23 protein-coding genes and 1 pseudogene are annotated in these 23,519 nt (G+C 40.8%); 17 read left to right on the forward strand and 7 right to left on the reverse strand.

The genetic code is table 11. The features are described from left to right. Positions 1-21: 21 nt before the first annotated feature. The 7 genes and pseudogenes from NSQ71_RS02625 to NSQ71_RS02655 all read right to left on the reverse strand — a co-directional run. Positions 22-502, reverse strand: a pseudogene (locus NSQ71_RS02625) (transposase); the annotation flags it as partial. A gap of 22 nt (positions 503-524) precedes the next feature. After that, positions 525-1,394 carry a VanY-A/VanY-F/VanY-M family D-Ala-D-Ala carboxypeptidase gene (vanY, locus tag NSQ71_RS02630; RefSeq protein WP_340732725.1) on the reverse strand — a complete coding sequence of 290 codons (870 nt, stop codon included), beginning with the start codon at positions 1,392-1,394 and terminating at the stop codon, positions 525-527. A gap of 89 nt (positions 1,395-1,483) precedes the next feature. Continuing rightward, positions 1,484-2,620, reverse strand: coding sequence for a sensor histidine kinase (locus NSQ71_RS02635; protein WP_306068156.1), 1,137 nt, complete (start codon positions 2,618-2,620; stop codon positions 1,484-1,486). Continuing rightward, on the reverse strand, positions 2,613-3,308 hold the full coding sequence (vanR, locus tag NSQ71_RS02640) for a vancomycin resistance response regulator transcription factor, VanR-F/VanR-M family (protein ID WP_212967287.1): 696 nt from the start codon (positions 3,306-3,308) through the stop codon (positions 2,613-2,615). The genes NSQ71_RS02635 and vanR overlap by 8 nt, the downstream gene beginning before the upstream one ends. 254 nt (positions 3,309-3,562) lie before the next feature. Further along, complete coding sequence (locus tag NSQ71_RS02645; RefSeq protein WP_339198627.1) at positions 3,563-4,324, reverse strand: metallophosphoesterase; 762 nt, start codon at positions 4,322-4,324, stop codon at positions 3,563-3,565. 266 nt (positions 4,325-4,590) lie between these two features. Continuing rightward, entirely contained in the window at positions 4,591-5,754 is a 1,164-nt protein-coding gene (locus tag NSQ71_RS02650) for an MFS transporter (RefSeq protein ID WP_339198630.1), read from the reverse strand. Positions 5,755-5,848: 94 nt separating this feature from the next. Further along, positions 5,849-6,151 carry an ArsR/SmtB family transcription factor gene (locus NSQ71_RS02655; protein ID WP_339199948.1) on the reverse strand — a complete coding sequence of 101 codons (303 nt, stop codon included), beginning with the start codon at positions 6,149-6,151 and terminating at the stop codon, positions 5,849-5,851. Positions 6,152-6,392: 241 nt separating this feature from the next. On the opposite strand from NSQ71_RS02655, the gene NSQ71_RS02660 reads away from it, so the two are divergent. From NSQ71_RS02660 to mntR, 17 genes are all read left to right on the forward strand, one after another. Further along, positions 6,393-7,862 (forward strand): xanthine dehydrogenase family protein molybdopterin-binding subunit, encoded by a 1,470-nt coding sequence (locus tag NSQ71_RS02660; RefSeq protein ID WP_339198634.1) that lies wholly within the window; start codon positions 6,393-6,395, stop codon positions 7,860-7,862. Beyond that, on the forward strand, positions 7,849-8,661 hold the full coding sequence (locus tag NSQ71_RS02665) for an N-acyl homoserine lactonase family protein (protein ID WP_339198637.1): 813 nt from the start codon (positions 7,849-7,851) through the stop codon (positions 8,659-8,661). Before NSQ71_RS02660 ends, NSQ71_RS02665 begins: the two co-directional genes overlap by 14 nt. Continuing rightward, on the forward strand, positions 8,651-9,037 hold the full coding sequence (locus NSQ71_RS02670) for a VOC family protein (RefSeq protein WP_339198640.1): 387 nt from the start codon (positions 8,651-8,653) through the stop codon (positions 9,035-9,037). The genes NSQ71_RS02665 and NSQ71_RS02670 overlap by 11 nt, the downstream gene beginning before the upstream one ends. 20 nt (positions 9,038-9,057) lie before the next feature. Further along, a complete protein-coding gene (locus NSQ71_RS02675; RefSeq protein ID WP_063386355.1) occupies positions 9,058-9,999 on the forward strand; it encodes an FAD binding domain-containing protein in 942 nt (313 codons plus the stop codon). A gap of 605 nt (positions 10,000-10,604) precedes the next feature. Further along, positions 10,605-11,105 carry a (2Fe-2S)-binding protein gene (locus NSQ71_RS02680; protein ID WP_063386354.1) on the forward strand — a complete coding sequence of 167 codons (501 nt, stop codon included), beginning with the start codon at positions 10,605-10,607 and terminating at the stop codon, positions 11,103-11,105. 476 nt (positions 11,106-11,581) lie between these two features. Then, a complete protein-coding gene (locus tag NSQ71_RS02685) occupies positions 11,582-12,580 on the forward strand; it encodes a thiamine pyrophosphate-dependent dehydrogenase E1 component subunit alpha (RefSeq protein ID WP_327848476.1) in 999 nt (332 codons plus the stop codon). After that, positions 12,567-13,571 carry an alpha-ketoacid dehydrogenase subunit beta gene (locus tag NSQ71_RS02690; RefSeq protein WP_340732733.1) on the forward strand — a complete coding sequence of 335 codons (1,005 nt, stop codon included), beginning with the start codon at positions 12,567-12,569 and terminating at the stop codon, positions 13,569-13,571. The genes NSQ71_RS02685 and NSQ71_RS02690 overlap by 14 nt, the downstream gene beginning before the upstream one ends. A gap of 101 nt (positions 13,572-13,672) precedes the next feature. Beyond that, on the forward strand, positions 13,673-13,897 hold the full coding sequence (locus NSQ71_RS02695) for a biotin/lipoyl-containing protein (RefSeq protein WP_340732735.1): 225 nt from the start codon (positions 13,673-13,675) through the stop codon (positions 13,895-13,897). Positions 13,898-14,054: 157 nt separating this feature from the next. Further along, complete coding sequence (locus tag NSQ71_RS02700) at positions 14,055-14,948, forward strand: dihydrolipoamide acetyltransferase family protein (RefSeq protein WP_340734394.1); 894 nt, start codon at positions 14,055-14,057, stop codon at positions 14,946-14,948. Positions 14,949-15,448: 500 nt separating this feature from the next. Then, the gene (moaA, locus tag NSQ71_RS02705) at positions 15,449-16,471 is read left to right on the forward strand and encodes a GTP 3',8-cyclase MoaA (protein ID WP_066246949.1); all 1,023 of its coding nucleotides are present in this window, start codon (positions 15,449-15,451) and stop codon (positions 16,469-16,471) included. A 146-nt stretch (positions 16,472-16,617) separates the two neighbouring features. Next, positions 16,618-17,883 (forward strand): molybdopterin molybdotransferase MoeA, encoded by a 1,266-nt coding sequence (locus NSQ71_RS02710; protein ID WP_066246947.1) that lies wholly within the window; start codon positions 16,618-16,620, stop codon positions 17,881-17,883. Between the two features lie 24 nt (positions 17,884-17,907). Continuing rightward, a complete protein-coding gene (locus tag NSQ71_RS02715; protein ID WP_340732738.1) occupies positions 17,908-18,531 on the forward strand; it encodes a nucleotidyltransferase family protein in 624 nt (207 codons plus the stop codon). Between the two features lie 921 nt (positions 18,532-19,452). Continuing rightward, entirely contained in the window at positions 19,453-20,397 is a 945-nt protein-coding gene (locus NSQ71_RS02720) for a metal ABC transporter solute-binding protein, Zn/Mn family (RefSeq protein WP_339198650.1), read from the forward strand. A gap of 1 nt (position 20,398) precedes the next feature. Beyond that, positions 20,399-21,160 (forward strand): metal ABC transporter ATP-binding protein, encoded by a 762-nt coding sequence (locus tag NSQ71_RS02725; protein WP_063386349.1) that lies wholly within the window; start codon positions 20,399-20,401, stop codon positions 21,158-21,160. After that, the gene (locus NSQ71_RS02730) at positions 21,138-22,058 is read left to right on the forward strand and encodes a metal ABC transporter permease (RefSeq protein WP_066246943.1); all 921 of its coding nucleotides are present in this window, start codon (positions 21,138-21,140) and stop codon (positions 22,056-22,058) included. The genes NSQ71_RS02725 and NSQ71_RS02730 overlap by 23 nt, the downstream gene beginning before the upstream one ends. Before the next feature lie 2 nt (positions 22,059-22,060). Beyond that, on the forward strand, positions 22,061-22,948 hold the full coding sequence (locus tag NSQ71_RS02735; protein ID WP_063386347.1) for a metal ABC transporter permease: 888 nt from the start codon (positions 22,061-22,063) through the stop codon (positions 22,946-22,948). 112 nt (positions 22,949-23,060) lie between these two features. Then, positions 23,061-23,498: a transcriptional regulator MntR gene (gene mntR, locus NSQ71_RS02740; protein ID WP_327856929.1), complete on the forward strand. Its 438-nt coding sequence runs from the start codon at positions 23,061-23,063 to the stop codon at positions 23,496-23,498. Positions 23,499-23,519 lie beyond the last annotated feature (21 nt).

Genomic DNA, 23,519 nt, shown 5'->3' on the forward strand with positions numbered 1-23,519 from the left:
CATTTCGGCTTTCAGAGCCTACCTAACGCTATCCAAGGCTTGATTAGCCATACGGACAACGTGAAATTTATATACAACCACTTTAGCTTGTGGAAGAACGGTATATACTGCATCTTTATAAGGTTTCCACATATCCATTGTGACGTATTCAATGTAAAGTCTGTCTCCTATCTCTGTAAGGCGTTGAATGACTGTTTCCTTGTTACGATTAGGCTTAATATCGAAAATGGTTCTACGCTCTACGTTGGTCAATACAAGACGAGGTTTACGGATGATATATATTTCATCAATCCCAAGCCATTTAGGAGTCTCAAATTGGTATTGTCGTGGGCAAATCCATGATTAGTTGCTTTCGTGAGTCATGTTTGTAAAGTTTGTCAAATCCACATTCTGGACAACGTTCGGGTGGATCTATTGCTTCCACTTTAAACATCATATCGGTTTCATTTTCCTGCGATGGTTCAATTGCTTTAAGGTCTGGTAGAAATAATAGATCCGTCATTTTGTTTGTCCTTTTCTGTCCTTTAGTCGTACATAGTCACAATTATTCCATCCATATTGTCACCTGAAATCTTATACTCTTGATTTTTCGGTATATGAATAGTCATGTTTTCGGAAAACGAATGATAAGAAACGGTATATTTTTTACCATCAAATTCAGCAGTAATTTTCTTTTTCTCTTTGAGATAATCCAAATACTCTTCTAAAACAAAATTCTTTTCCTTCATAATCACGCTATGAGGTAAACCAACATAGCGAATATGCCAAGGTTCGTATTGAATTCCCGTAATGTCCGTTTTATCCTCTGGATAACGTAAAATGAATCCGTATTTCCAAGCATTTTTTTCTATCCATTCTCCTTCAGGTGCTTTATCCATCGTCGTTTGAGTAGTTCCTACATCAAGCGCTAACCCCATATTATGTTCGCTATATCCGGCAGGCAAAGCAACATCAGGGCCCAATTCTTCATAAAGTTTCCTTTGCTCATCTAAGGTTCGATAGCCACTAGTAATCCAAAAATTATCAACTCCCTCTTTTTCTGCGGCAGCAATCATTTCCGAAAATTCATGTGCTATATCCTCTGACAAATAAATATTGTTATATAACAATCCATATCCCTTCACCAATTCATTGTGTGTAAAAAGGTTCACGACATCTGTTTTAATACCTTCTTGGCGAACAGGATATTCACTATTGACCAAAAGCAGATTACCTTGATAGATTTGTTCTTCTGTAATCTTTATTGTTTGGATATTATCAAAATCCTCTCCTTTATCATTTTCCTGTTGAATATCTTCTCGTACTTCTACTTTTGGTTCAAAAAAAGAGCCATTAATTATGAAAACAAAACACAAGCCCACTATAAATAAAATTAAAAATCCCCACTTCTTCATTTTTAGCTTCCTCCTAATTCTTCCTTGTTTAAAAGAATAGCTAAAACTTTTTAAAAAAAGAGTGGGGTAAATCTTAAATTTTTCTTAAATCAAGTATTTGAATTTATTCCATCTCCATTATTTCTTAATGTTTGACTTCCCTTTGGTAAACGGACTTCAAAAACTGTCTGAGTTACACTACTTTCAACAGTAATTGAACCGTTGTGTTGCTCCACAATATTCTTCGCAATAAACAATCCAAGACCAGCGCTATTTTTGTTTTGAGTTCTTGCTTTGTCTCCAGTATAGAGCATATCAAATAGATGCGGGAGGTCCTCCGGAGGAATACGATCACCATAATTCACAACTTGTACAACAACTTCCTCCGACTCAATAAAGCCGTTAATGTCTACAAACTGACCGTCGTAACCATACCGAGTCGCATTCATCAAAAGATTTTCAAACACACGTGCTAAAAGCTCTCCGTCACCGATAATAGGTAAGTAGGGAGGCAAGTTCATTCGAGCGGTCAAATTATTTTTCGTGAAGACAGGATATAATTCTTCTTTCAATTGATGAAGGAGGTCACTTAAATTAATGTACTTTTGTTCAATTGGCAACATGCCATAGTTCATTCTCGTTATTTCGAATAATTCATCAATTAGACTTTCTAAACGTTGAGATTTAGTAAAAGCAATTGTCAAAAAATGTTTGACTTGTTCCTCCGTCAAATTCTCATCATTAAGGATTAAATCTAAATAACCTAATACGGAAGTGAGCGGTGTACGCAGATCATGAGCTAAATTTACGACTAACTGATTTTTACTGCTTTCCGAAAATTCCCCTTTTTCAATGGCCTGTTTCAATATTTCACTAGCCAAATTAATATCTTGCGCAATATCCCTAAATTCGTCATTTGAATGAATTTCAACACGGTGACTAAAGTTGCCATTAGCGAGATGATGAATACCGTTTGAAATCTTATTAAAGTAGGTCAAATAGCGCCTAGTGAGTAAAAAGAAGAACAATATCGAAAGTGGGATAAAAATTAGTAAAAAAAAGTTAATGTCCCCAATTTGTCTAATGATTTGGCGAAAATGGGCTAACGGACTTTCATAATCAACTACAGTGTAATAAAAAAATTGAAGGACTTTATAAATGATATACGTGATTGTACCCGAGAGAAACATACTTAAGCCAAATGTTATAATCATTTTTGCACGAAAACTTCTTGAGAATTTAGCCATTGAATGTATACCCAACGCCCCACACAGTTTTAATCCATTTGTTTGTTCGTTTATTTTCTCTAAGCTTTTTCCTTATTGTACGAACATGGACCATAACGGTATTACCGCCCTCAAAGTATGCTTCGCCCCACACCTGCTGAAAAATATCTTCTACACTGTAAACCTTCTTTGGATGACTAGCCAGTAAATACAAAATATCAAACTCCTTTGGTGTCAGCTCAATGTTTTCACCATATAGAGTAACCGTGCGTTGATCAAGGGAAATCACTAGTCCACCAAATTCCAAGTTCGTATTATTATCATTTTGGGGATGATTCAGCTTTATAAAGCGTCGTAACTGAGCATTTACCCGAGCAACCAATTCAATAGGGGTGAAAGGTTTTGTTATATAATCATCAGCTCCAATTACAAGCCCTTGTACTTTATCAAAATCAGAAGTTTTGGCACTTACAAAAATGATAGGCATATTATATTGTTCGCGAATACGACGAGTTACCTCATATCCATCCATTTTCGGCATCATAATATCCAAAATCAGCAACTCAAATGCCTGATTCTCCACAACACGAACTGCCTCTTGTCCATCTGATACTTTAACAACATGGTACCCTTCTTTTTCTAAATGGAACGCAATAAGATCAGCAATTTCCTCATCATCTTCAGCAATTAATATCGAAATATCTCTCATCTTCCCACTCCCTCTATATACTTCGTTTTTCTTCAAAATGCTCCTGTTTTCTTAGAATTGCTCAAACTTCGTTTTTTGAATGTATTTGTGGACAGAGCTTATGCAAAGAGTGCAGAATATTCAAACGGGGTTTAATCCATCCTAACAGCCAAATTGTGAACATTTGGTTGAAAAAAGATATGACCTTGCCCTATTCTCCACACAACTTATGGTCGCTCACCCTCCCATGTATCACGGGATGCGGTGAGACGCCGTTACACGTGATGCACCGTTATTTCGCTTCGGATTAAAAACCGGAAGTTAAAACCCGTTTGCCCGATGCCTTTAGAGATGTAGTACGTTCCGTACGCATTATGGTGCAAGCCTTTGTAAATCCCCATCGCCGGAAGCGGACCCATCGGCTTCAGTTTAAACAGAAACGGAATGTTAAACTGTTTTCCGTGAAAGTGGCCGGCCATTAAGTAATCAAACCGTCGGTTGATTGTCAACACGACATTCGGATCGTGGGTGATGACAACATTCGGTAAATCGCTGTCAACATTCCGAAACGATTGGTCCACATCACTGTGGCCGCTCACGAAATCGTCAATGCCGATCAAGGTGAACTCGTCAAGTCGAACCGATTCGTTTCGAAGCACTTGAATGCCGTATCTTTCAATTTGCTTTACTAAATTTCCCACGGAAGGCTGCTTATAGTCGTGGTTACCCAGTACCGCGTACGTCGGCCGTCCGCTTCCCTGAAACACCTCCAAGTATTTTTTCAATCGCGGCATCTGTTTTGCTTTTTTAGTAAAGTCACCGGTTAAAAAAATGAAGTCGGGATCTTCCCTTTGAATGATGTGCCTCAGTTTCTCCTGGCTGATTCTTAACCGTTCAACGTGAAAATCGCTAATTTGCAACACCTTTTTATTTAACCCGATCGGATGGCGCACGCGCTCAATTTTTAGCCACTGCGTCGGGAGAATGAACAAACAGTAAAATAACAGAATGACGATAACAAGTAAAAGGTATGACATGAGGGCTTCTTATCTCCCAACAGGATTAGGATGAGGTTCTCTAGTTAAATTATACCCACCCTAGCCTTTCGTCAAGACGGCCGAGCACGAATATCGTATGTACCAAGATATTTCCGGGCCGTATGCCGCCTTCATCCCGAACCGGGTTTACTGTTATAATACGCCGACAAAATATTTTTTCCTTCTCTTTTTGTTACGACGACGAAAAAGGCCATCCTGGACGGACAGCCCTTCCTGTGTCAATTATCGGAATACTCCCCGACAACTTACCGGCCGGCACTCAATCGCAGCTTCAACAACCACACGACCACGATCGCAATAACGACGCCAACCATCCCGACCCATGTAATGGATGACAGAGACACCCGGTCGACCACAACACCTCCGATTGCGGCGCCCGCAGCCATGGACAACTGCATCATGGATTGGTTCAGGCTCAGCATGATGCCGGAATAATTCGGTTCAATCCTAACGAGATTGGCTTGCTGCGTCGGGCCGGAGGACCATGCCGCGAACGACCACAAGATCAGGAGGATCACGACCGACAGCCACGATTGCATGTTGGCCGCGGTCAGCGAGAGGAGAATCAGCGCGATGACGTGCAGGAGCATCCCCCATGACAGCGTCGGGAATACCCCCCATTTATCCGTGCTGAAACCACCGAATTTGGATCCGATCAAGCTGGCGATGCCGAATGCGAGCAGCACGCCGCTCAGCATCTCTTCTCCCAACCCGGCAACCTCCAGCAAATACGGCGAAATGTAGGTGTAGGCGATTGAGTATCCGCCAAGCCAGAAAAAGGTGATCGCAAGCCCCAACGCCACATTTTCGTTTTTCAAGAAGGCAAGTTGCCGGGACAACGGCATCGGTTTATCCCCCTGAACCCGAGGGATGCTGGCGTACAGAACGATCATGGCCGCCAGACCGGCCAGTGCCAGCAGACCGAAAACAGCTCGCCACCCGAATTGGGCTGCAACGACGCGTCCGAGAGGCACGCCGATAATCAGGGAAGCCGTAAAGCCCATCACTACAGTGGCAATCGCGCTGCCTTGTTTGCCAGGGGCGGCAATTTTCGCGGCAATGTCCAAAGCGGTGACGACAGTCATTCCCGCGCCCAGCGCCATGATGACCCGAGCTGCGAGAAACGATGTATAGCCGGGCAAAGCGTAGGAAAGCACATTTCCCAATACGAAGACGCCAAGTGCCCACACCAGCAGTTTCTGTCGTTCCGACTTGGCCGTGAGCGCCATTAGGATCGGGGTGCCGATGGCGTACACAAAAGAAAAAATCGTGATGAGCTGCCCTGCTGAAGTAACGGAAATTTTCATGGTATCCGAGATCATATCCAGGATACCGGAAATAATGTACTCGGATGTCCCCACTAAAAATGAAACCAGTGCCAATAAATAAACTCTCCACGTGCTGGACAATGCATTCCACTCCTTTTTATATATACATATCCCGATATGTCGATTTAATGGGTCAAATAAATACTGAATACGTGTGAGGTATTCAGTCCGCTATTCAAAGATTCTGATTCAAGAAATTTGCCAATTCCTTTATTTTCTCTTCATTCCGTTTGTAGTACGTGTATTTGCCGATCCGGTTGGTTTGAATCAGTCCGGCCCGCTGCAGAATGGACAAATACTGCGAAACCGTCGACTGTGTCATATTCAACTTATCCGTCACCTGACTGACACACACCCCGATTTCCCGCATATCCACTCCTTCTTGGGGCACAAAATGTGTCTCAGGCTCCTTCAGCCATTGCAAAATCTGCAGCCTCGACTCGTTAGACAACGCCTTGAACACTTCAATCAGATCCATACCATTTATTATATCTACATTTCTCGATATGTCAAGTATGTTAGATCCAGCAATGTTAAATGTTTCAGCCCATTCTTTTCTAAACTCGCCATTAGCAACTTTCAAGCTATGTAAATCTGTAGAAACGACAACATTTTGACTACGTTTAAATGAAATGTATTGACATTCCATGAAAAAGAAAAAGTGCCAAATTCCTTTCATATCAAGGATTTTGACACTTGATGAAAATCAGTGAAACGATATGGTGGAGCATATTGGGGTTGATGGAACTTGCCATGCACCGGGAACCCCTGCTCTATCGGTTGCAGGTGCTTATTTTCCAGGTCCATATAAAGTGCCTGTTTATGACGTAGAAATCATTGGGGTCGTTTCAAATAAAGCGCCTTATGGTGCGCACCGCGGATATGGAAAGGATATTGCCAATTATCCTATTGAGCGGATGATGGATATAGCAGCTCGAAAACTTGGTATATCACCAGAAGAATTAAGACGTCGCAACTTTATAAAGAAAGACGAATTTCCTTATCAACAAATTTCTGGACCGCTTTATGATAGCGGAGATTTTGATAAACTTATGGATCTCGTAATGGATAAAATTGATTATCAAAACTTTAAAAAGAAACAATTAGAGCTTCGTAAACAAGGCAAGTACATTGGACTTGGAATCGCCGCTATGCTTGAGCCGTCTGGCGCTGCTGTCTTTAATGGCATATTTAATGGTTATCAGGCAGCAACTGTACGAATGACGCCTGAAGGACATTTCCAAGTATTAACCAGCCATCAGAACATAGGTCAAGGGGTTGAAACAACGATTCCACAAGTTGTTTCACAAGTTATGGATGTAGATATAGACGATATTCGATTTGTTTATGGAGATACGGATATTACGCCGTACGGATTAGGTCCATTTTCTTCCAGAGGTGCAACGTATACTGTTTCTGCCGTATATGAAGCTGCCAAGATGTTAAAGGAGAAGCTTTTAAAAATTGCCGTTTATCTGCTTAAGGAAGATCCGGAAAATCTTGAAATGGCAAATGGAACAGTAAGGGTTAAAGGGACGACAAATCCGGAAGCAGCCATCAGTTTAAAAGAAATCGGCAATAAAGTTTATCTATGGCCGGGACCTTATGCGACAGTGCCGGAAGGAATAGATTGCAATTTAGAAGCAACCTATACATGGACGAGTAAAGTAGTGAAGTGGGAGCCTGATGAACACGGGCGAGTCAATCTTTATACGACACATCCGACAGGAGTCTTTGTTGCTCTAGTAGAGGTTGACATTAAAACCGGGCTTGTGAAAGTAGACAAATTCGTTGTTTCCCATGATTGCGGCACAATTATCAATCCTATGATTGCAGATGGACAAATTGCCGGCGGCATCGCACATGGAATTGGCGGCGTGCTGTTAGAAGACCTTGCATATGACAGCAACGGATTCATGACAAACCCTGATTTTCAGCATTACTTATGTCCAACTGCAATGGATGTATCAGACATCGAAACCATTCACATGCAATCCCCATCACCTTTTACACCGCTTGGTACAAAAGGAATGGGAGAAGGCGGAACGATTCCGTCTCCAGCAGCAGTAGCGAATGCGGTAGAAGACGCTTTATCACCTTTTGGTGTAATTGTAAAAGATTTACCAATTACTCCTGAACGAGTTTTAGAATGGATTAAGCAAGGGGAAATGCAAAATGTCAAATCATAATTGGGAAATATACCCATTGGTGCTTGGAGAAGCAGATGTATCAAAGGTATTAGATACATTTTGGTCGCTGAGCCGCGACAAATCGATGGTAACGGTGCCGATTTTAGCCTGGCTTTTAGTTCCGACATTTAAGGAAGAGCCAATTTTAGTTGACACCGGTTTTCGAGATGCTGAACGCTGCCAGACCGTCCATGGCTTAGGTCCTCATCGGACAAAACCTGAATGGAGCCTTCGCACCCAATTGAAGAACCATGGCTTTACAGCTGAAGAGATAAAAAAAGTAATCCTAACTCACCTTCATTATGATCATGCAGGAGGATGCGCCGAATTTCCGAATGCAAAATTCATCGTCCAACGCACTGAATTGCAGGCTGCTGCGGCACCGATGGTTTCTTCACAGCTGGAAATAGGGGGAGGAGCGTTATTTTACGATAGAAAAGACATTGCAGAATTAATCGACCCTTTATGGCCTCAAGTTCATTTGATCGAAGGGGATACAGAAATTGCTCCTGGAGTGAAATGTGTCTTATTCCAAAACACTCATACGCCAGGCAGCCAAGCAGTTTATGTCCAAACGGAATTCGGCACCGCCGTTATTCTTGGAGACATTGCCAGAAATGTTGAATTAAATATTAATCAAGAAATTCCACCTGGATTATTTTACGATTTAGAGGCTACCTATCGAGCGATGATTCGAATTAAGAATGAGGCTGATATTGTTCTTCCTAGTCATGATTATGAAGTAGTAAAAAAATATAGGAACGGACTAAAAGAAGGGACGTCAGTTCATGAAAATTAAAGGAATTGAACGAGTGGCATTGCAGGTAAAAGACATCGATCAATCGATCACATTTTTTTCGAAGCTCTTCGGAACAACTTTTCAGCGGCAAAATGTGCAAATAAACGATTCCGTGATAAAAGTGGCTTTTTCTCCGCTAGGAATTGAACTTTTAGAAGAGACAGATTTAGAGAAAGAATCATTGAGAAGCTTTCACCTTCGTGTGGAGAACATACAAGACGTTCATCCTGCTGTTTTGGAAGCTGGAGGTGAGATTCTCGCGCACTTTACAGTGGGAGAAATGGAACATATGATTGTGAAAATTGGAGATTTTCGAATTGTATTTGTATCTTACGAAGGTAATGATTCTTTGAAAGCGTTATCTTCCGGAAAATGATAGGTTAGGGGGAAGAATGAATGAAACCAGTTCCATTTGAATATGTGGCTGTTAAAAGTGTAAATGAAGCGATAACCGCACTCGAAAAGTACGGAGACAATACAGTCATCATCGCTGGAGGACAAAGTCTGATGCAGGAAATGAATTTAAGGCAGGCTCGTCCTTCATGTTTGGTTGATATAAATGGGATCACAGATCTTGATTATATTGAAGAAACGGGTGATGCCATTAAAATCGGGGCATTAACAAGGCACCGCACCGTTGAAAAGTCTGAAATTGTAAAACGAAATTGTCCTTTGCTTCAGGAAGCCGTTACCCATATTGCGCATTTCCAGATCCGCAATCGAGGTACGATAGGAGGAAGCCTGAGACAAAATCCGCCAGGCGCTGAATACGGAGTCGTTGCTCGTGTGTTAAATGCTCAGTTTGTCATTGCCGGTCCTGATGGCAAACGCGTACTTTCCGGAGAAGAGTTTTTCGTCAGCCACTTTAAAACAGCAGTGAAGCAAAATGAAATCATTGTCGAAATCATATTCCCAAAATTAACAAAAGATACGGGATATGGATTTTTGGAAGTAACAAGAAGACATGGACATATTCCCATTGTTTCAGCAGCGGCGACTCTTCAGTTAAATGAAGATGACACGGTGAAAGATGCGCAGGTAGCTTTAGGGAATGTCAGCCCTCAAGGTGTCCCTTACAAAGTGCAATCTGTTTCACAATTGATTGGGAAACCATTTACTCAGGAAATTCTTGATCAACTAGCAAACGATATAAAGAATGAAGTCAATCCAGATCCTGAAGCAGATGCAAAAGCTGGCTATACATTGCAGCTTTCGAGAATTATGGGACGCCGTGTTTCTGAAATTTCCAGTGCTGAGTATCGAAAAGAAGCGTCATCCGTATTGAGTATTCGGGCTTTACAAAAGGCATACCAACAAATTAAAGGAACATTTCAGTAATGAAGAAAAATAAAAAGTCCCCTTGGTTTTGATAAGGGTTTGAGGCCGTTTCCCTAACGAAAAAACCAAAGAGGACTCACTTGTATTATAACTCGATGAAAAAATTAAGCAAATGACACTAGTAACAGTCATTACCTGCATTCATCTTTTCCGAAAAGAGCTCGAGATAATCGCTGCTCGTTTCATTTTCGAAAATTCAATCATTGACTTTGAACCATTGAAGAAAGGTCATTTGTAGGTGTTGAATCAGACAAAATGACCGCTATAAAAGGCTTGATCATACCGAGAGCCGGCGGTCTTCTTTTTACGAATGCTGTCACCACCGATCGCTGCGGCTTTAATTCGGAATACAGACGAATTTTTGTAAGTGTACGGAGAACATGTTCGCCTTCACTCGCGGTTACACCGAATGGTCCCAATAGAAGCGACCATGAGACAAATGTAAATTCAAGGGGGTTATAACGGGATGTTTCACTTCCTCATAGATAAGAAAACATCCCTTTACCCATATTTCTTCATATAGCATTTGTGCGGGGTTTGAAAAGTTTTAAAGAAAATGTGAGGAAACAATAAATAAATAATGAAAAGTAGGGGGAGGAATTTACATGATAGATAAAACTACTCGCAAAAAAATCACGGTCACTGTCAATGGAACGGTATATGAGCGTGAAGTGAATGTTCGGACATTACTAAGTGACTTTCTCCGGAGAGAATTAGGTTTAACGGGAACACATGTTGGTTGTGAACAGGGGGTATGCGGCGCTTGTACGATATTGGTGGACGGTCAGGCAGTCCGTTCCTGTTTGCTGTTAGCGGTTCAAGCAGATAATCGCTCCATTACCACCATTGAAGGAATAGGAACGCCTGATCACCTTCATCCGATTCAGGAGGCTTTTTGGGAAAATCATGGTTTGCAGTGCGGGTTCTGTACTCCAGGATTTGTGATATCTGTTTACGAATTTTTAAAAGAAAATCCTGATCCATCCGATGAAGAAATTCGTGAAGCGTTGTCCGGTAATTTGTGCCGTTGTACAGGATATCAAGGAATTATTAAATCGGTAAAAGCAGCTGCAGAAAAATTAAAACAATCGGAATTGGCTGGTTAAATAAATAATCAGGGGCTGTTCTGATGAGTTCCTAAAATGAAGGATTTGGGAGAAATACTACTGTGAAGGACAAAAATAATGGAATCAAATTTGTACATGTTCTCATAGAGGCAATGAAGTCCAACAAGAAGCAATTGTATGTGCTGAATGTCCGTTATAAAACTTTTGAAGAACTTAATTCAGAAAGAGAGCATAAGAAAAGTTCTTCATAAGCCTTCTGAAGGATATAAACAAGATAGGAAAAAATGGTTCTGATAAGTTCCTAAAATGAAGGGGCTCCAAAAAGTCAGTTAACCCTGACCTTTTGGACAGCCCCGTAGTTTTTCAAACGACTAGGAAAATCGCTTCTGCTTTAGATGAGATTGTGACTCATTCTTAAAGACTATCTATGTTCGTAATTGACTTTAACCATAATTAAATCAAGATTCTAGCAAAAGCATATCTGTATGGTGATGGAATAAAGGAGGTTTATGGAAATGCAAGAGCTGCTTCAAACATACCACTTAAATGAAAACAAGTTCAATTGGGATAAAAACCGGTTCATACAAGCATGGCGGATTATGAACACGATACGTGTATTTGAAGAAAAAAGCATTCAAATTTACAAAAAAGGACTCATGGGTGGATCACTTCACTCATCTATTGGCCAAGAAGCTGTAGCAGCTGGAGTTTGTATGAATTTGAAAAAAGACGATTATATTTCCATTACGTATCGGGGGCGTGGTCAAGCATTAGCAAAAGGGGCCGATCCTTTTCAATTATTTTCCGAAATTTTAGGAAAGAAGACAGGCTATTGCAAAGGAAAAGGGGGCCCCATGCATATTACATCTCAAGAGCTTGGAATATTAGTAGCGAATGGCATCGTCGGTGCAGGTATTCCAATTGCTGTCGGAGCAGGTTTATCCATCAAAACGTTGAAAAAGAATCAAGTTTCTGTTGCGTTTTTCGGAGATGGGGCGACAAACCAGGGAGCATTTCATGAAGCTCTAAATTTGGCTGCGATCTATAAACTACCGGTCGTTTTCGTTTGCGAAAACAATCTATATTCAGAAATGACGCCAATTAAAAATGCTGTATTAAATGAGCATTTAGCAGAAAGAGGACTGGCCTATCGCATTCCGTCGATCATCGTGAATGGAAATGATGTGCGAGCTGTATACGAGGTTGCAAAACAAGCTGTGGAACGGGCGCGTTCAGGTGAAGGGCCTACCTTTATAGAAGCCAAAACTTATAGATTGTTAGGACATATGATTGGTGATGCGGAGACGTACCGAACAAAAGAAGAAGTGGAGGAATGGAGACAAAAAGAACCGATCAGATATTTTCGGGACGTATGCTTAAAACAAAATGTATTGAACGAAAAAGAATTAGATGAAATACAACAGCAAGTCATACAAGAAATTGACATTGCATATGAACGTGCGATGAAATCTGAAGAACCTGAAATGGAGGAGATCTTTAATGATGTTTACTAATAGAATCATCAGTTATGCCCAAGCAATCAATGAAGCTCTTAAAGAAGAAATGGCATTAGATGATAGAGTAATCCTTTTAGGGGAAGATATTGGTTCATATGGCGGCGTTTTTAAGGTGACAAAAGGTTTGTTTGATGAATTCGGAAAAGAACGAGTCATCGATACACCTATCTCTGAAACCGGATTTATCGGAGCAGGAGTTGGGGCAGCGATGACGGGGTTAAAGCCGGTCATTGAGATTATGTGGATTGATTTTTCGCTAGTAGCGATGGATCAAATTATTAATCAGGCAGCGAAAATGGCCTATATGTCTGGAGGACAAACGAGCGTTCCGATGGTAATACGTACACAAGGCGGCGGGGGAAGAGGAAATGGCGCCCAGCATTCGCAAAGCCTTGAAACATTATTTGCACATATTCCGGGGCTCAAAGTCGTTGCTCCTTCTACCCCTTATGATGCGAAAGGATTATTGAAATCATCCATCCGGGAAGGAAGTCCGGTCATATTTATTGAACATAAAATGCTTTACTCTCAAAAAGGAGAAGTTCCGGAAGAGGAATATACGATTCCTTTAGGAAAGGCAGATATTAAAAGGTCTGGAAAGGATGTTACGATTGTTACGCTGTCAAGAATGGTACAGTTTTCGCTTGAAGCTGCAAAAGAATTAGAAAAAGAAGGAATCGATGCTGAAGTCATTGATTTGCGTACTCTTGTTCCTCTAGATATAGAAACAGTTAAGGAGTCAGTAAAAAAGACGAACCGAGTAGTTGTTGTGCATGAAGCGACTCGTTCTTACGGCTGGGGAGCTGAAATTGCTGCCAGAATTCAAGAGGAGGCTTTTGATGATCTGGATGCACCGGTACAACGAGTGGGGGCGGAAGATGTTCCTGTTCCATATAACTTAAATTTAGAAAAAGAAATGCTCCCGCAAACGAAAGATATCATTCAAGGAGTAAAAAAATCTTTGTATTTACAATTGGAAACAGTGTAATGGCACAGTACAACAATTATTTGAAAGCATTTTGATAAATAATTGCAATTTATAAACACAAAAAGATGCTATCTATGTGTTATGACGAAGGAGGAAAAAAGGTGCGGCAGGAAATTGTACTTCCTAAATTGGATTCATCAATGGAAGAGGCTCGTATAGTTTCATGGGAGGTCAAAATTGGTGATACCATTAAAATAGATGACCCAATTTTAATTGTAGAAACTGAAAAATCCAGTCTTGAGGTTGAATCGGAAGTAGAGGGAACGTTAGAAGAAATTGTTGTGGATGAGGGTGAAACTGTACCAGTAGGAACTCAGATAGCATAAATAACGCTCTTGGAGAGCTTTACATGAGGGTGAAACTGTACCAGTAGGAACTGTTCTTGCATATGTATCGAGTGGTAAGCATTCCACCGATCAAAAAGGCAGTTCCGATCATAATCCTGTAAAAGAAGAGAACATCTCACTAGGAAAGACTGAAAGAATCCGAGTTTCTCCAGCAGCTAGAAGACTTGCAAAGCAACGCGGAGTAGATCTAACCAAAATTAAAGGTTCGGGACCAAGGGGAAGAGTGATTCTGAAAGATGTGGCGGAAGCTGCTGCAAATGTAGTGAATCAAAGTGTTAAAATAGAAAATAAAGTCATAGCATCGATACATGCTAAAGGAAAAAGGGTTAACCTTACAAGTATGAGAAAAACGATTGCGCAGCGAATGACCGCAAGCTTTATGAATGTTCCTCAATTCCAAATCAAGAAAAGAGTCGATGTATCATCCATTGTACAATTGCGGCAGGCAGTAGTTTCAAGCATTGAACATTCGGCAGGCGTTCGTTTATCATTTAATGATTTTCTCATACAGGCGGTGGCTTTAACATTGAAGAAATTCCCGAGGGTAAATGCCTCATTCATAGATTCTGAAGGAGATCCTTATATTTTGGAGCATGAAGATATTAATATTGGTCTAGCGGTTGCTATTGATGACGGTCTAGTTGTTCCCGTCATCCATCAGGCAGATCAATTGTCCTTAATCGAGATTGCAGAAAAAAGAACAGAATTGGTTGAAAAAGCGAGAAAAGGCTTATTGAAGCCTGAAGAAATGCGTGGAGGAACTTTCACAATCTCCAATCTTGGCTCAGTTGGAGTTGACGAGTTTGTGGCAATCGTAAATCCTCCTGAAACCGGCATCTTAGCAGTTGGAAATATAATAGAACAGCCTGTTTTAACGAATCGTCATGAAACTTTGATAAAGCCGATGATCACATTAAATGCTTCATTTGATCATCGTACAATTGATGGCGCCTACGGTGGAAGATTTCTCGCTCAATTATGTGATCAGCTGCAATCAGGTCAATGGAATATCTTTTCAACAGTAAAATAATGAAATCATTAGGAAGTTGCCATGATGAGCATTCGAACATTAAAACAATTTTTCTGAGAAGGACATTAAGCAAAGCTTTTAATCATGCTATCTTTGACACTGATCTGAGGAGCAGGAGCTGGTGCACACCGAAAATATTGTCTGAAGATTTAGAATGACTAGACATAATTTTCAACTTGATAGAAACATATAATAGGATTTCCGGCCATCTCCTTTATAAACCAAGGTCAGCAGGTTTTATAAGCAGTACCGGAGACAGTACCAGAGTATCACTCGTTTTTGAAAATAAGCTTGCTTGAAAAATTGAAACAAATGACGGAGTTTTAGATGGAGTCTTCTCCATCCTCCGCCATTTATATTTTTAGGCGGTAACTAAAAAACAAGTGAGAACTGATTCATCAACGCCTGTATCAAAAAGTTTCGAAAATTCGGAACAACTTGAAATTTTCATGAGAAGCTTTTTCTCCAAAATAATGTTAGCATGATAGGAGAGTGTAAAAATGGGCAATATGAACAAAATAACCGATACCCTTCAGCGTCCTCTCCGTGATTTGCGCATTTCAGTTACTGATCGGTGTAATTTTCGCTGCCGCTATTGTATGCCAGCGGAGATTTTTGGTCCTTATTTTCAATTTCTCAAAAATGATCAGTTGCTCAGTTTTGAGGAAATAACTCGACTGGCTCGCATTTTTGCCTCACTTGGCGTCGAGAAAATTCGCCTATCAGGGGGAGAGCCGTTGCTGCGCAAAGAGCTGCCGAAGTTAATTGAAATGCTCGGTTCTATAGAGGGTATTTCTGACATTGCTTTGACTACGAACGGTTCTCTTCTTGCCAAACATGCGAAAGCGTTAAAGGACGCTGGTCTTCACCGTGTCAACGTTAGTTTGGACAGCTTAGATGATAAAGTTTTTCGCCAAATGAACGGCGGCCGCTGTGACGTCAAAACAGTTCTTGAAGGGATTGAAGCGGCCGCAAAGGCAGGTATGAAGGTGAAAGTGAATATGGTTGTACAAAAGGGGATCAATGATCAGGACATTGTGCCCATGGCGCGTCACTTCCGCGGGACCGGACATGTTTTACGCTTTATTGAATTTATGGATGTAGGAAATAGCAACGGCTGGAATCTTACACAAGTGGTATCTAAGCAAGAAATTTTCGAACGTGTGAACGCTGAAATGCCGTTAGAACCAATCCCGTCCAATTATTTTGGAGAAGTAGCCTCTCGTTATCGCTATCGCGGCACAAATGAGGAAATAGGCATTATTTCTTCCGTAACGGACTCTTTTTGTTCCACGTGCACAAGAGCTCGCCTCTCAGCGGACGGCAATCTTTACACCTGTCTATTTGCCTCGCAAGGGACAGATTTGCGGGCGCAGCTCCGCAGCGGGGCAAAGGATGAAGAAATTAGGAATCTCATTCAGGATGTTTGGAGCCGTCGAGCTGATCGTTACTCTGAAGAAAGATTTAACAATACAACGATGCCGAACAAAAAGAAGATAGAGATGTACTATATTGGAGGATAAAACAGAGCGGGGGGAGAAAAGAACATATATTTCAGCTAATCGCTATGATAACAACGAAATTGTCGGTCGATTGAAGGGACAAAAGAACGTATTTTTCAACTAATGAAAGGCGCAGGATCATTTCAAAATATACAGGTGGTGATTGCATGTTATATATCCCGAATTCTTCCCCTATCCCATTTGAAGAAGCACAACGTCTTATTCTCTCTGTGATACGTCCCCTTCCGGTTATTACCATACCTCTGTCTAAAGCTCTTGGGTACTATCTAGCGGAAACGGTAAGGGCTGATCACGATGTCCCTATGTTTGACCGTTCCACTGTAGACGGTTACGCTCTGCGTGCGGAGGATGTGATCAATGCCAGCGCTTCTGACCCGGTAAAGCTGAAGGTTTTGGAAGAGATTCCCGCTGGATATTTACCTCAACAAAAAATTACCCAAGGTACGGCCAGCCGCATTATGACGGGAGCACCTATCCCCGAAGGTGCAAACGCAGTCGTTATGGTAGAGAAAACTGAGAATGCAATGGAAGATAGCGAAAGCGTTTTGGTTTATCAATCGGTTAAAATTGGCGATGCTATTGCCAAAAAGGGACAAGATGTTGAAGAAGGGAAGGACGTCCTCACACAAGGGACGCTTTTAGGACCAATTGAACTGGGTCTGCTCGCTACATTCGGGATTGCATCTGTTGCGGTTTATGCGAAGCCTAAGGTTGGTATTCTTTCAACGGGAAGTGAATTATTAAACGTAGATGAGCCGATCGTCCCTGGAAAGCTTCGTGACAGTAACGGCGTAATGCTGGCCGGTCAAGTGAGTCAAGCAGGAGGTGAACCGGTTTATTTCGGGATTGCCCCGGACAAAGTAGAAGAGCTAGAAAAAAAGATGCTAGAGATTCTACAGCAGGTGGACATTTTAGTAACAAGCGGAGGCGTGTCCATGGGCGAATATGACTTCCTTGGAAAGGTATTTGAAAAAATTAATGCGAAAGTGATATTCTGGAAAACATTAGCTCGCCCTGGAATGCCAGTTTTGTGCGGAGTATGGCAGGATAAGCCGATTTTTGCTTTGGCAGGAAATCCAGCTTCGTCTTACGTCAATGCACATCTTTATGTGCTGCCTGCTATACGCTATATGAGCGGTTCTAAGGATCCGCTGCCGAAACGGGTAACGGTTGTATGTGACGAGGCAATTGAAGGGAAGCAAATGCTTCACACCCGGTTTTTACGAGGATTAACGTACGTTTCCCCAACCGGTGAACTAAGAGTGAAAATATCAAAGAAACAAGCTTCTAATGTTCTGTCCAGCTTTCTGGAAAGCAATTGTCTCGTTAAAGTGCCTGGGGGAAAAGGATTTAATGCAGGTGAGAAAGCGGAAGTGTATTTGCTGGGTGCGGTTGAGGAATTGAGACAGTGACAATGAGTCTGGGGGAGAGATGGTTTGAAAAAGGTTGGAGCAATTATTTTAGCAGCCGGAATGTCAAAACGGATGGGAAAACCTAAGCTGTTATTATCTCTAGGTGGGAAGCCATTATTTCGCTACTCTGTGAACACCGCTACCGCAGCTGGCTTAAAACCAATTGTATTGGTGGGCGGCAAACATATCGAAGAGCTGCGCAAACACACATCTGATTTAACAGAAATAGAAATCATTGAGAATTGGGATTATGAATCCGGCATGGCTTCCTCTCTTAAAGCAGGGATTCAGGCTTTAAAGGGACGAACGGATGCAGTCTTCGTATTTTTGGCAGACCAGCCCTTTGTACCTCCAATAGTTATAACTAAACTACTAGAATCTTATGATCAATATCGAAAAGAAGGTGTCCGCATTTTCCGCCCTAAGTATAATAATGTGCTTGGACACCCTGTATTGTTTGATACTGAATTATTTGATGAATTTGAGCAAATTCAAGGTGATGAGGGAGGAAAATCAATTGTCCAAAAACATTATTCCAGCTTAATGGCTGTACCGTTTGAAAATTCAGAATGGGGATTTGACATTGACACCACAGAGGATCTGCTCAAACTAAAAAGGATTGCGCCAAAATATATTAAACAAAAATAGGGATAACAATAGATTCATTGTTGTCCCTTTTTAAATTTGTGTAACGGTCGTTGTACTTGAAGAAGTGCGTGGTCTTTTTCAATCAAGAATTTCCCGGTTCAACAAGATTGACCGAGACTTTAGAAAATTTATTGCAGGAGTCCCATATTGAAATCGATAAACAAACAGCTCTGATGGGATCTATATATAATTCGTATCTTAATAAGGCTCTTTATGATTGTTGAGAAAATTGTATCTTAGTTATCCGGTATTAGAAATAACAAGCAAATCCTTCCTTGATCATCATTCATTAGGACACTTGTGCGAGTGTTCCTCATCTCTTTGCACCGCTGAGTACGAATGCGGTTCTTCCATTTCGTTTTAATTTCTCCCGTTCATTCAGATGGTTTATACTTGACAGTTTCTCAAAAATGGTATTAAATTTGCATTAAGGAAAAATATATGCAATCACAACAAAATTTAAACTCAATAAAATAAATATGTGTGAAGGAATTTTTTTAACATAAAGTTTGCCCTTAGGCAATATTTATAACTATGGTAAAAAAGTAGGTGAAGGAATGGAAAAAATTCTTATTTGTGCAACATGAAGCCGGCAACTTTCTGTAAAGTATTAAGCCAAACGGTAAGCTGAATGGCGAAGCTGAAACAAATCAACTAGCGAAATGAAATTCATGTCTGTAAGTGTTTTGGCATTTATTCATTGATTGCGTTTTTTCAGTTTTGTTTCTTCTCAGGAATAAAAACAAATTGAGGTTACATATAGGAGTTTTCTATAAAAAACGGACAATGTTTGATTCCTGAATTCACAATTTGCCAGAATGGTTGTCGATATTTAATAGAAATCGTTCGCCAATAAACTAGAGAGATGGGCTGACTTAAAAATCAAATCAATTCATAAAAATAAAAGGAGAGTGCGAAAAAATGAAAAATGTTATGAAAAAAATGGGGTGCTTATTCTTAATTAGTGCCTTGCTGGTGTTAAGCGCGTGTAGTTCTGGACAAGAAGCATCCAAACGATCAAAAGATGGAAAAATTAATGTCGTCACAACGATTGCACAAATTGGCGAGCCGTTGTCTGTAATCGGCGGCGATCGTTTAAATGTCAAAAGTTTAATGGGGCCGTCTGTAGACCCTCATTTGTATAAGGCTACTCAAAGTGATATGGAAACTCTTGAAGAAGCAGATATCATTTTTTACAACGGATTGCATTTGGAAGCGAACATGGTTGAAATATTTGAAAAGATCTCTGAATCAAAACCTGTTCTTGCAGTCGGTGAAACCATTCCTGAAGAATCTCTTTTAAAGGATGAAAAAGGGGTAGTTGATCCTCATATTTGGTTTGATCTGAACCTTTGGCAGCAGGCATTGGATGCTGCGGTTGAACAATTAAAAGAATTCTCTCCGGAAGACGCAGATTATTTTGAAGAAAATAAAAAGAAATATTTTGCTAGATTAGCTGATTTGAAAAAAGAAGCCGAAAAGCTTGCGGACATTCCAGAAAGTCAAAGAGTTCTTGTCACAGCGCATGATGCTTTCGGATATTTCGGACGAATGCACGGCATTAAAGTAGTTGGTCTTCAAGGACTTAGCACTGATTCCGAAATCGGTATTACAGATATTCAAGATACGATTGACATTATTAAAAAGTACAAAGTTCCTGCCGTATTTATCGAATCAAGTATTAATGAAAAATCGATCAAGGCTGTCATAGAAGGAGCGAAAAGTGAAGGAATTAACGTTACATTAGGCGGGGAGCTTTACTCTGATGCAATGGGTGAGGAAGGAACAGAAGAAGGAACTTATATAGGAATGTATCGCCATAATATCAATACGATTTATGAAGCATTAAGCGAAGGAGGAAAATAGCATGGCTGAAGCAGTGCTTCAAGTAGAGAATCTGTCCGCTTCCTATCGAAAAAATACAGTGCTCTTCGATGTGAATTTTGTAGTGCAGGCTGGTTCGCTAGTGGGAATCGTCGGTCCGAACGGTGCTGGAAAGTCGACGCTTTTAAAAACAATATTAAATCTTCACCCTTCCTTAACGGGATCAGTGAAATTTTTTGGATTGCCATTCAACAAGGTCCAAAAAAGGATCGGTTATGTACCACAGCGAGGTTCGGTCGATTGGGACTTTCCAACAAACGCATTGGATGTTGTCACTATGGGACTATATGGGCAAATCGGATGGCTGAAGCGGCCATCCCGATTGCATAAACAAAAAGCATTCGAGGCCTTGGAAAAATTAGGGATGGCTGATTACGCTGACCGTCAGATAAGCCAGCTTTCTGGCGGTCAACAGCAGCGTGTGTTTTTAGCACGCGCATTAGTGCAAAATGCCGACTTGTATTTTATGGACGAACCGCTGGCTGGTGTTGATGCAGCAACAGAACGCGCTATTATGACATTGCTGAAAGAATTAAAAGCTTTAGGAAAAACGGTCATGGTCGTGCACCATGATTTGCAAACAGTAGAAGATTATTTTGACCATGTTCTTTTATTAAATCGCACCGTCATTCAGTACGGAAAAACGAAGCAAATTTTTACTAGAGAAAATATTTCGCGAACTTATGGAGGAGACTTGCGCTGGTTGAGAGAGGAGAGTCTTCATGTTCACAATCCTATTAAATAGCAACACACAATGGGTGTTATTTAGCACGATGATTTTTGGGATTGCTGCTGGAACAATGGGCTGTTTAGCCTATTGGAAGCGGCAAAGCTTAATGAGCGATGCCTTAGCTCATGCAGCATTGCCCGGTGTTGTGATCGCCTTTCTTCTACTTGGAGAAAAAAACTTATTTGTCATGATCATTGGAGCATCCATCAGCGCTTTGATTGGAGCATCATTTATCCAATGGATACGTTCATCAACTAGAATTTCGGCAGATACGGCGATGGGAATGGTGCTGTCTATTTTTTTTGGCTTAGGAATCATGCTCCTGACAGTTGTGAATCGGACGTCAGGCGGAAATCAGAGCGGTTTGGACAGTTTTATTTTCGGTCAGGCCGCCTCGATGGTCAGATCAGATGTCACTACAATGTTAATCCTAGCTTTGGCGGTTATTTTGATTGTATTCATTGCATTTAAAGAATGGAAAATATATCTTTTCGATCCGGAATTTGCAAAAGGATTAGGACTGTCACTTAAATGGATGAACGGATTATATACAACGATTCTTGTCACAACGATTGTCATCGGGATTCAAGCTGTAGGAGTTATTTTAATTGCCGCCCTGCTGATTATCCCGTCAGTAAGTGCCCGCTATTGGACACAGTCTTTTCAACGGATGATTATCATATCAGCACTGTTTGGGGGAGCGGCTGGAGCATTAGGAACATTCATCAGTGCATTGGGAAGAGGATGGCCTACAGGACCTTTTATCGTCATTGTGGCGTCCGCACTGTTTTTCTTATCGCTTTTCTTTGGCAAAGAGAAAGGGATTCTGGTCAAGTATTTACAATTGAAAATGCAAAAAAGATTAGTGAATATTCATACCAGTAAGGCCTTAAGAACAAAAGGGGTAGAATGACCATGACTTATCATGCTATGTGGATTATCGTAACTGCTTCTTTAGTAGGGCTGTCCTGCGGCTTAATAGGTGTATTTCTGATACTCAGGAAAATGGCGATGATGGCTGATGCAATTAGTCATACGGTTCTGTTAGGAATTGTCATCGCTTTTATTATTACACGTGAATTAAGCGGAACTCATATGCTCATTGGTGCTATATTTGCAGGACTATTGACAGCTTTTTTAGTGCAGTGGCTTCATTCTTTAGACGTTCAGCAAGATGCAGCAATAGGAATTGTGTTTACGACGATGTTTGCTATTGGCGTTATTTTAATAGCGACTTCTGTAGGAAATGCACATTTAGATGTTCAACATGCTTTAATGGGGGAAATCACCTTTATACCTTGGAATAAAATGTCACTTCCTCTAATTGGCGAGGTTCCGAAGGCTACAGCATTGCTGGCTCTCGTTTTGTTTGTTGTTTTATTTGTTCTTGTCGCTTTTTATAAAGAATGGAAAATCACTTCATTTGATCCTGCGCTTGCTGCCAGCTTAGGGATTCCTGTTTTACTCATGCATTATGTATTCTTATGCTTAGTATCGATCACGACAGTTGCTTCTTTTGATGCGGTCGGCGCAATTATGGTCGTTGCGATGTTAATTACTCCAGCTGCCTCGGCTTATCTTTGGACAGATAGACTTTCTATTATGCTAGTATTAAGCGGATTATTTGGCGTAATATCTGCTGTAGCGGGCTATTATATAGCAGCTTGGGTCGACACTTCTATTTCTGGCTCAATGGCATTTGCCACAGGATTAGTGTTTTTCATAAGCTTTTTGTTTTCTCCGAAACATGGATGGATTGCGAGATATTTGCGATTGCATAAAACTGTAAAAAAGACAGGATGAAAATCGGCTATTAAATTGTCTTTCATAACGGTTGATCTCCTCCATACGCTTGTCTTATGGTGCTTTTATATAGTAAACTTTGTATGATGAAGATATTAATGGAGGATAACCAATGCCAACCCCGAGTATGGAAGACTATATTGAACAAATATATTTGCTAATTGAAAATAAAGGCTATGCGAGAGTGTCGGATATAGCAGAAGCGTTATCTGTACACCCTTCTTCCGTTACAAAAATGGTGCAGAAGCTCGACAAGGATGACTACTTAGTTTACGAAAAATATAGAGGGTTCGTCTTAACGCCGAAAGGAAAAAAAATCGGAAAACGCCTCGTCTACCGGCATGATCTGTTAGAGCAATTTTTGCGGATTATTGGCGTCAAAGAAGAAAACATCTATCGCGACGTGGAAGGAATTGAGCACCATTTGAGCTGGGATGCTATTGACCGAATAGGGGATCTGATTCAATTTTTTGAAAAAGATAAAAGTCGAATCATGGAATTGCAGCAATTGCAAAATTTGAATGAAGAAAATGAAGAAAACGACTTCTAACATTAAACGACTTCTAATTTA

This window comes from Aeribacillus sp. FSL M8-0235, from assembly GCF_038000355.1.
In the GTDB taxonomy this organism is placed as follows: Bacteria; Bacillota; Bacilli; order Bacillales; family Aeribacillaceae; genus Aeribacillus; species Aeribacillus composti.

Excerpts from the sequence above, each read along its gene's own strand:
- vanY (WP_340732725.1), bottom strand. The coding sequence starts at position 1,394 with ATGAAGAAGTGGGGATTTTTAATTTTATTTATAGTGGGCTTGTGTTTT.
- NSQ71_RS02635 (WP_306068156.1), bottom strand. The coding sequence starts at position 2,620 with ATGGCTAAATTCTCAAGAAGTTTTCGTGCAAAAATGATTATAACATTT.
- vanR (WP_212967287.1), bottom strand. The coding sequence starts at position 3,308 with ATGAGAGATATTTCGATATTAATTGCTGAAGATGATGAGGAAATTGCT.
- NSQ71_RS02645 (WP_339198627.1), bottom strand. The coding sequence starts at position 4,324 with ATGTCATACCTTTTACTTGTTATCGTCATTCTGTTATTTTACTGTTTG.
- NSQ71_RS02655 (WP_339199948.1), bottom strand. The coding sequence starts at position 6,151 with ATGGATCTGATTGAAGTGTTCAAGGCGTTGTCTAACGAGTCGAGGCTG.
- NSQ71_RS02660 (WP_339198634.1), top strand. The coding sequence starts at position 6,393 with ATGGTGGAGCATATTGGGGTTGATGGAACTTGCCATGCACCGGGAACC.
- NSQ71_RS02665 (WP_339198637.1), top strand. The coding sequence starts at position 7,849 with ATGTCAAATCATAATTGGGAAATATACCCATTGGTGCTTGGAGAAGCA.
- NSQ71_RS02670 (WP_339198640.1), top strand. The coding sequence starts at position 8,651 with ATGAAAATTAAAGGAATTGAACGAGTGGCATTGCAGGTAAAAGACATC.
- NSQ71_RS02675 (WP_063386355.1), top strand. The coding sequence starts at position 9,058 with ATGAAACCAGTTCCATTTGAATATGTGGCTGTTAAAAGTGTAAATGAA.
- NSQ71_RS02680 (WP_063386354.1), top strand. The coding sequence starts at position 10,605 with ATGATAGATAAAACTACTCGCAAAAAAATCACGGTCACTGTCAATGGA.
- NSQ71_RS02685 (WP_327848476.1), top strand. The coding sequence starts at position 11,582 with ATGCAAGAGCTGCTTCAAACATACCACTTAAATGAAAACAAGTTCAAT.
- NSQ71_RS02690 (WP_340732733.1), top strand. The coding sequence starts at position 12,567 with ATGATGTTTACTAATAGAATCATCAGTTATGCCCAAGCAATCAATGAA.
- moaA (WP_066246949.1), top strand. The coding sequence starts at position 15,449 with ATGGGCAATATGAACAAAATAACCGATACCCTTCAGCGTCCTCTCCGT.
- NSQ71_RS02710 (WP_066246947.1), top strand. The coding sequence starts at position 16,618 with ATGTTATATATCCCGAATTCTTCCCCTATCCCATTTGAAGAAGCACAA.
- NSQ71_RS02720 (WP_339198650.1), top strand. The coding sequence starts at position 19,453 with ATGAAAAATGTTATGAAAAAAATGGGGTGCTTATTCTTAATTAGTGCC.
- NSQ71_RS02725 (WP_063386349.1), top strand. The coding sequence starts at position 20,399 with ATGGCTGAAGCAGTGCTTCAAGTAGAGAATCTGTCCGCTTCCTATCGA.
- NSQ71_RS02730 (WP_066246943.1), top strand. The coding sequence starts at position 21,138 with ATGTTCACAATCCTATTAAATAGCAACACACAATGGGTGTTATTTAGC.
- NSQ71_RS02735 (WP_063386347.1), top strand. The coding sequence starts at position 22,061 with ATGACTTATCATGCTATGTGGATTATCGTAACTGCTTCTTTAGTAGGG.
- mntR (WP_327856929.1), top strand. The coding sequence starts at position 23,061 with ATGCCAACCCCGAGTATGGAAGACTATATTGAACAAATATATTTGCTA.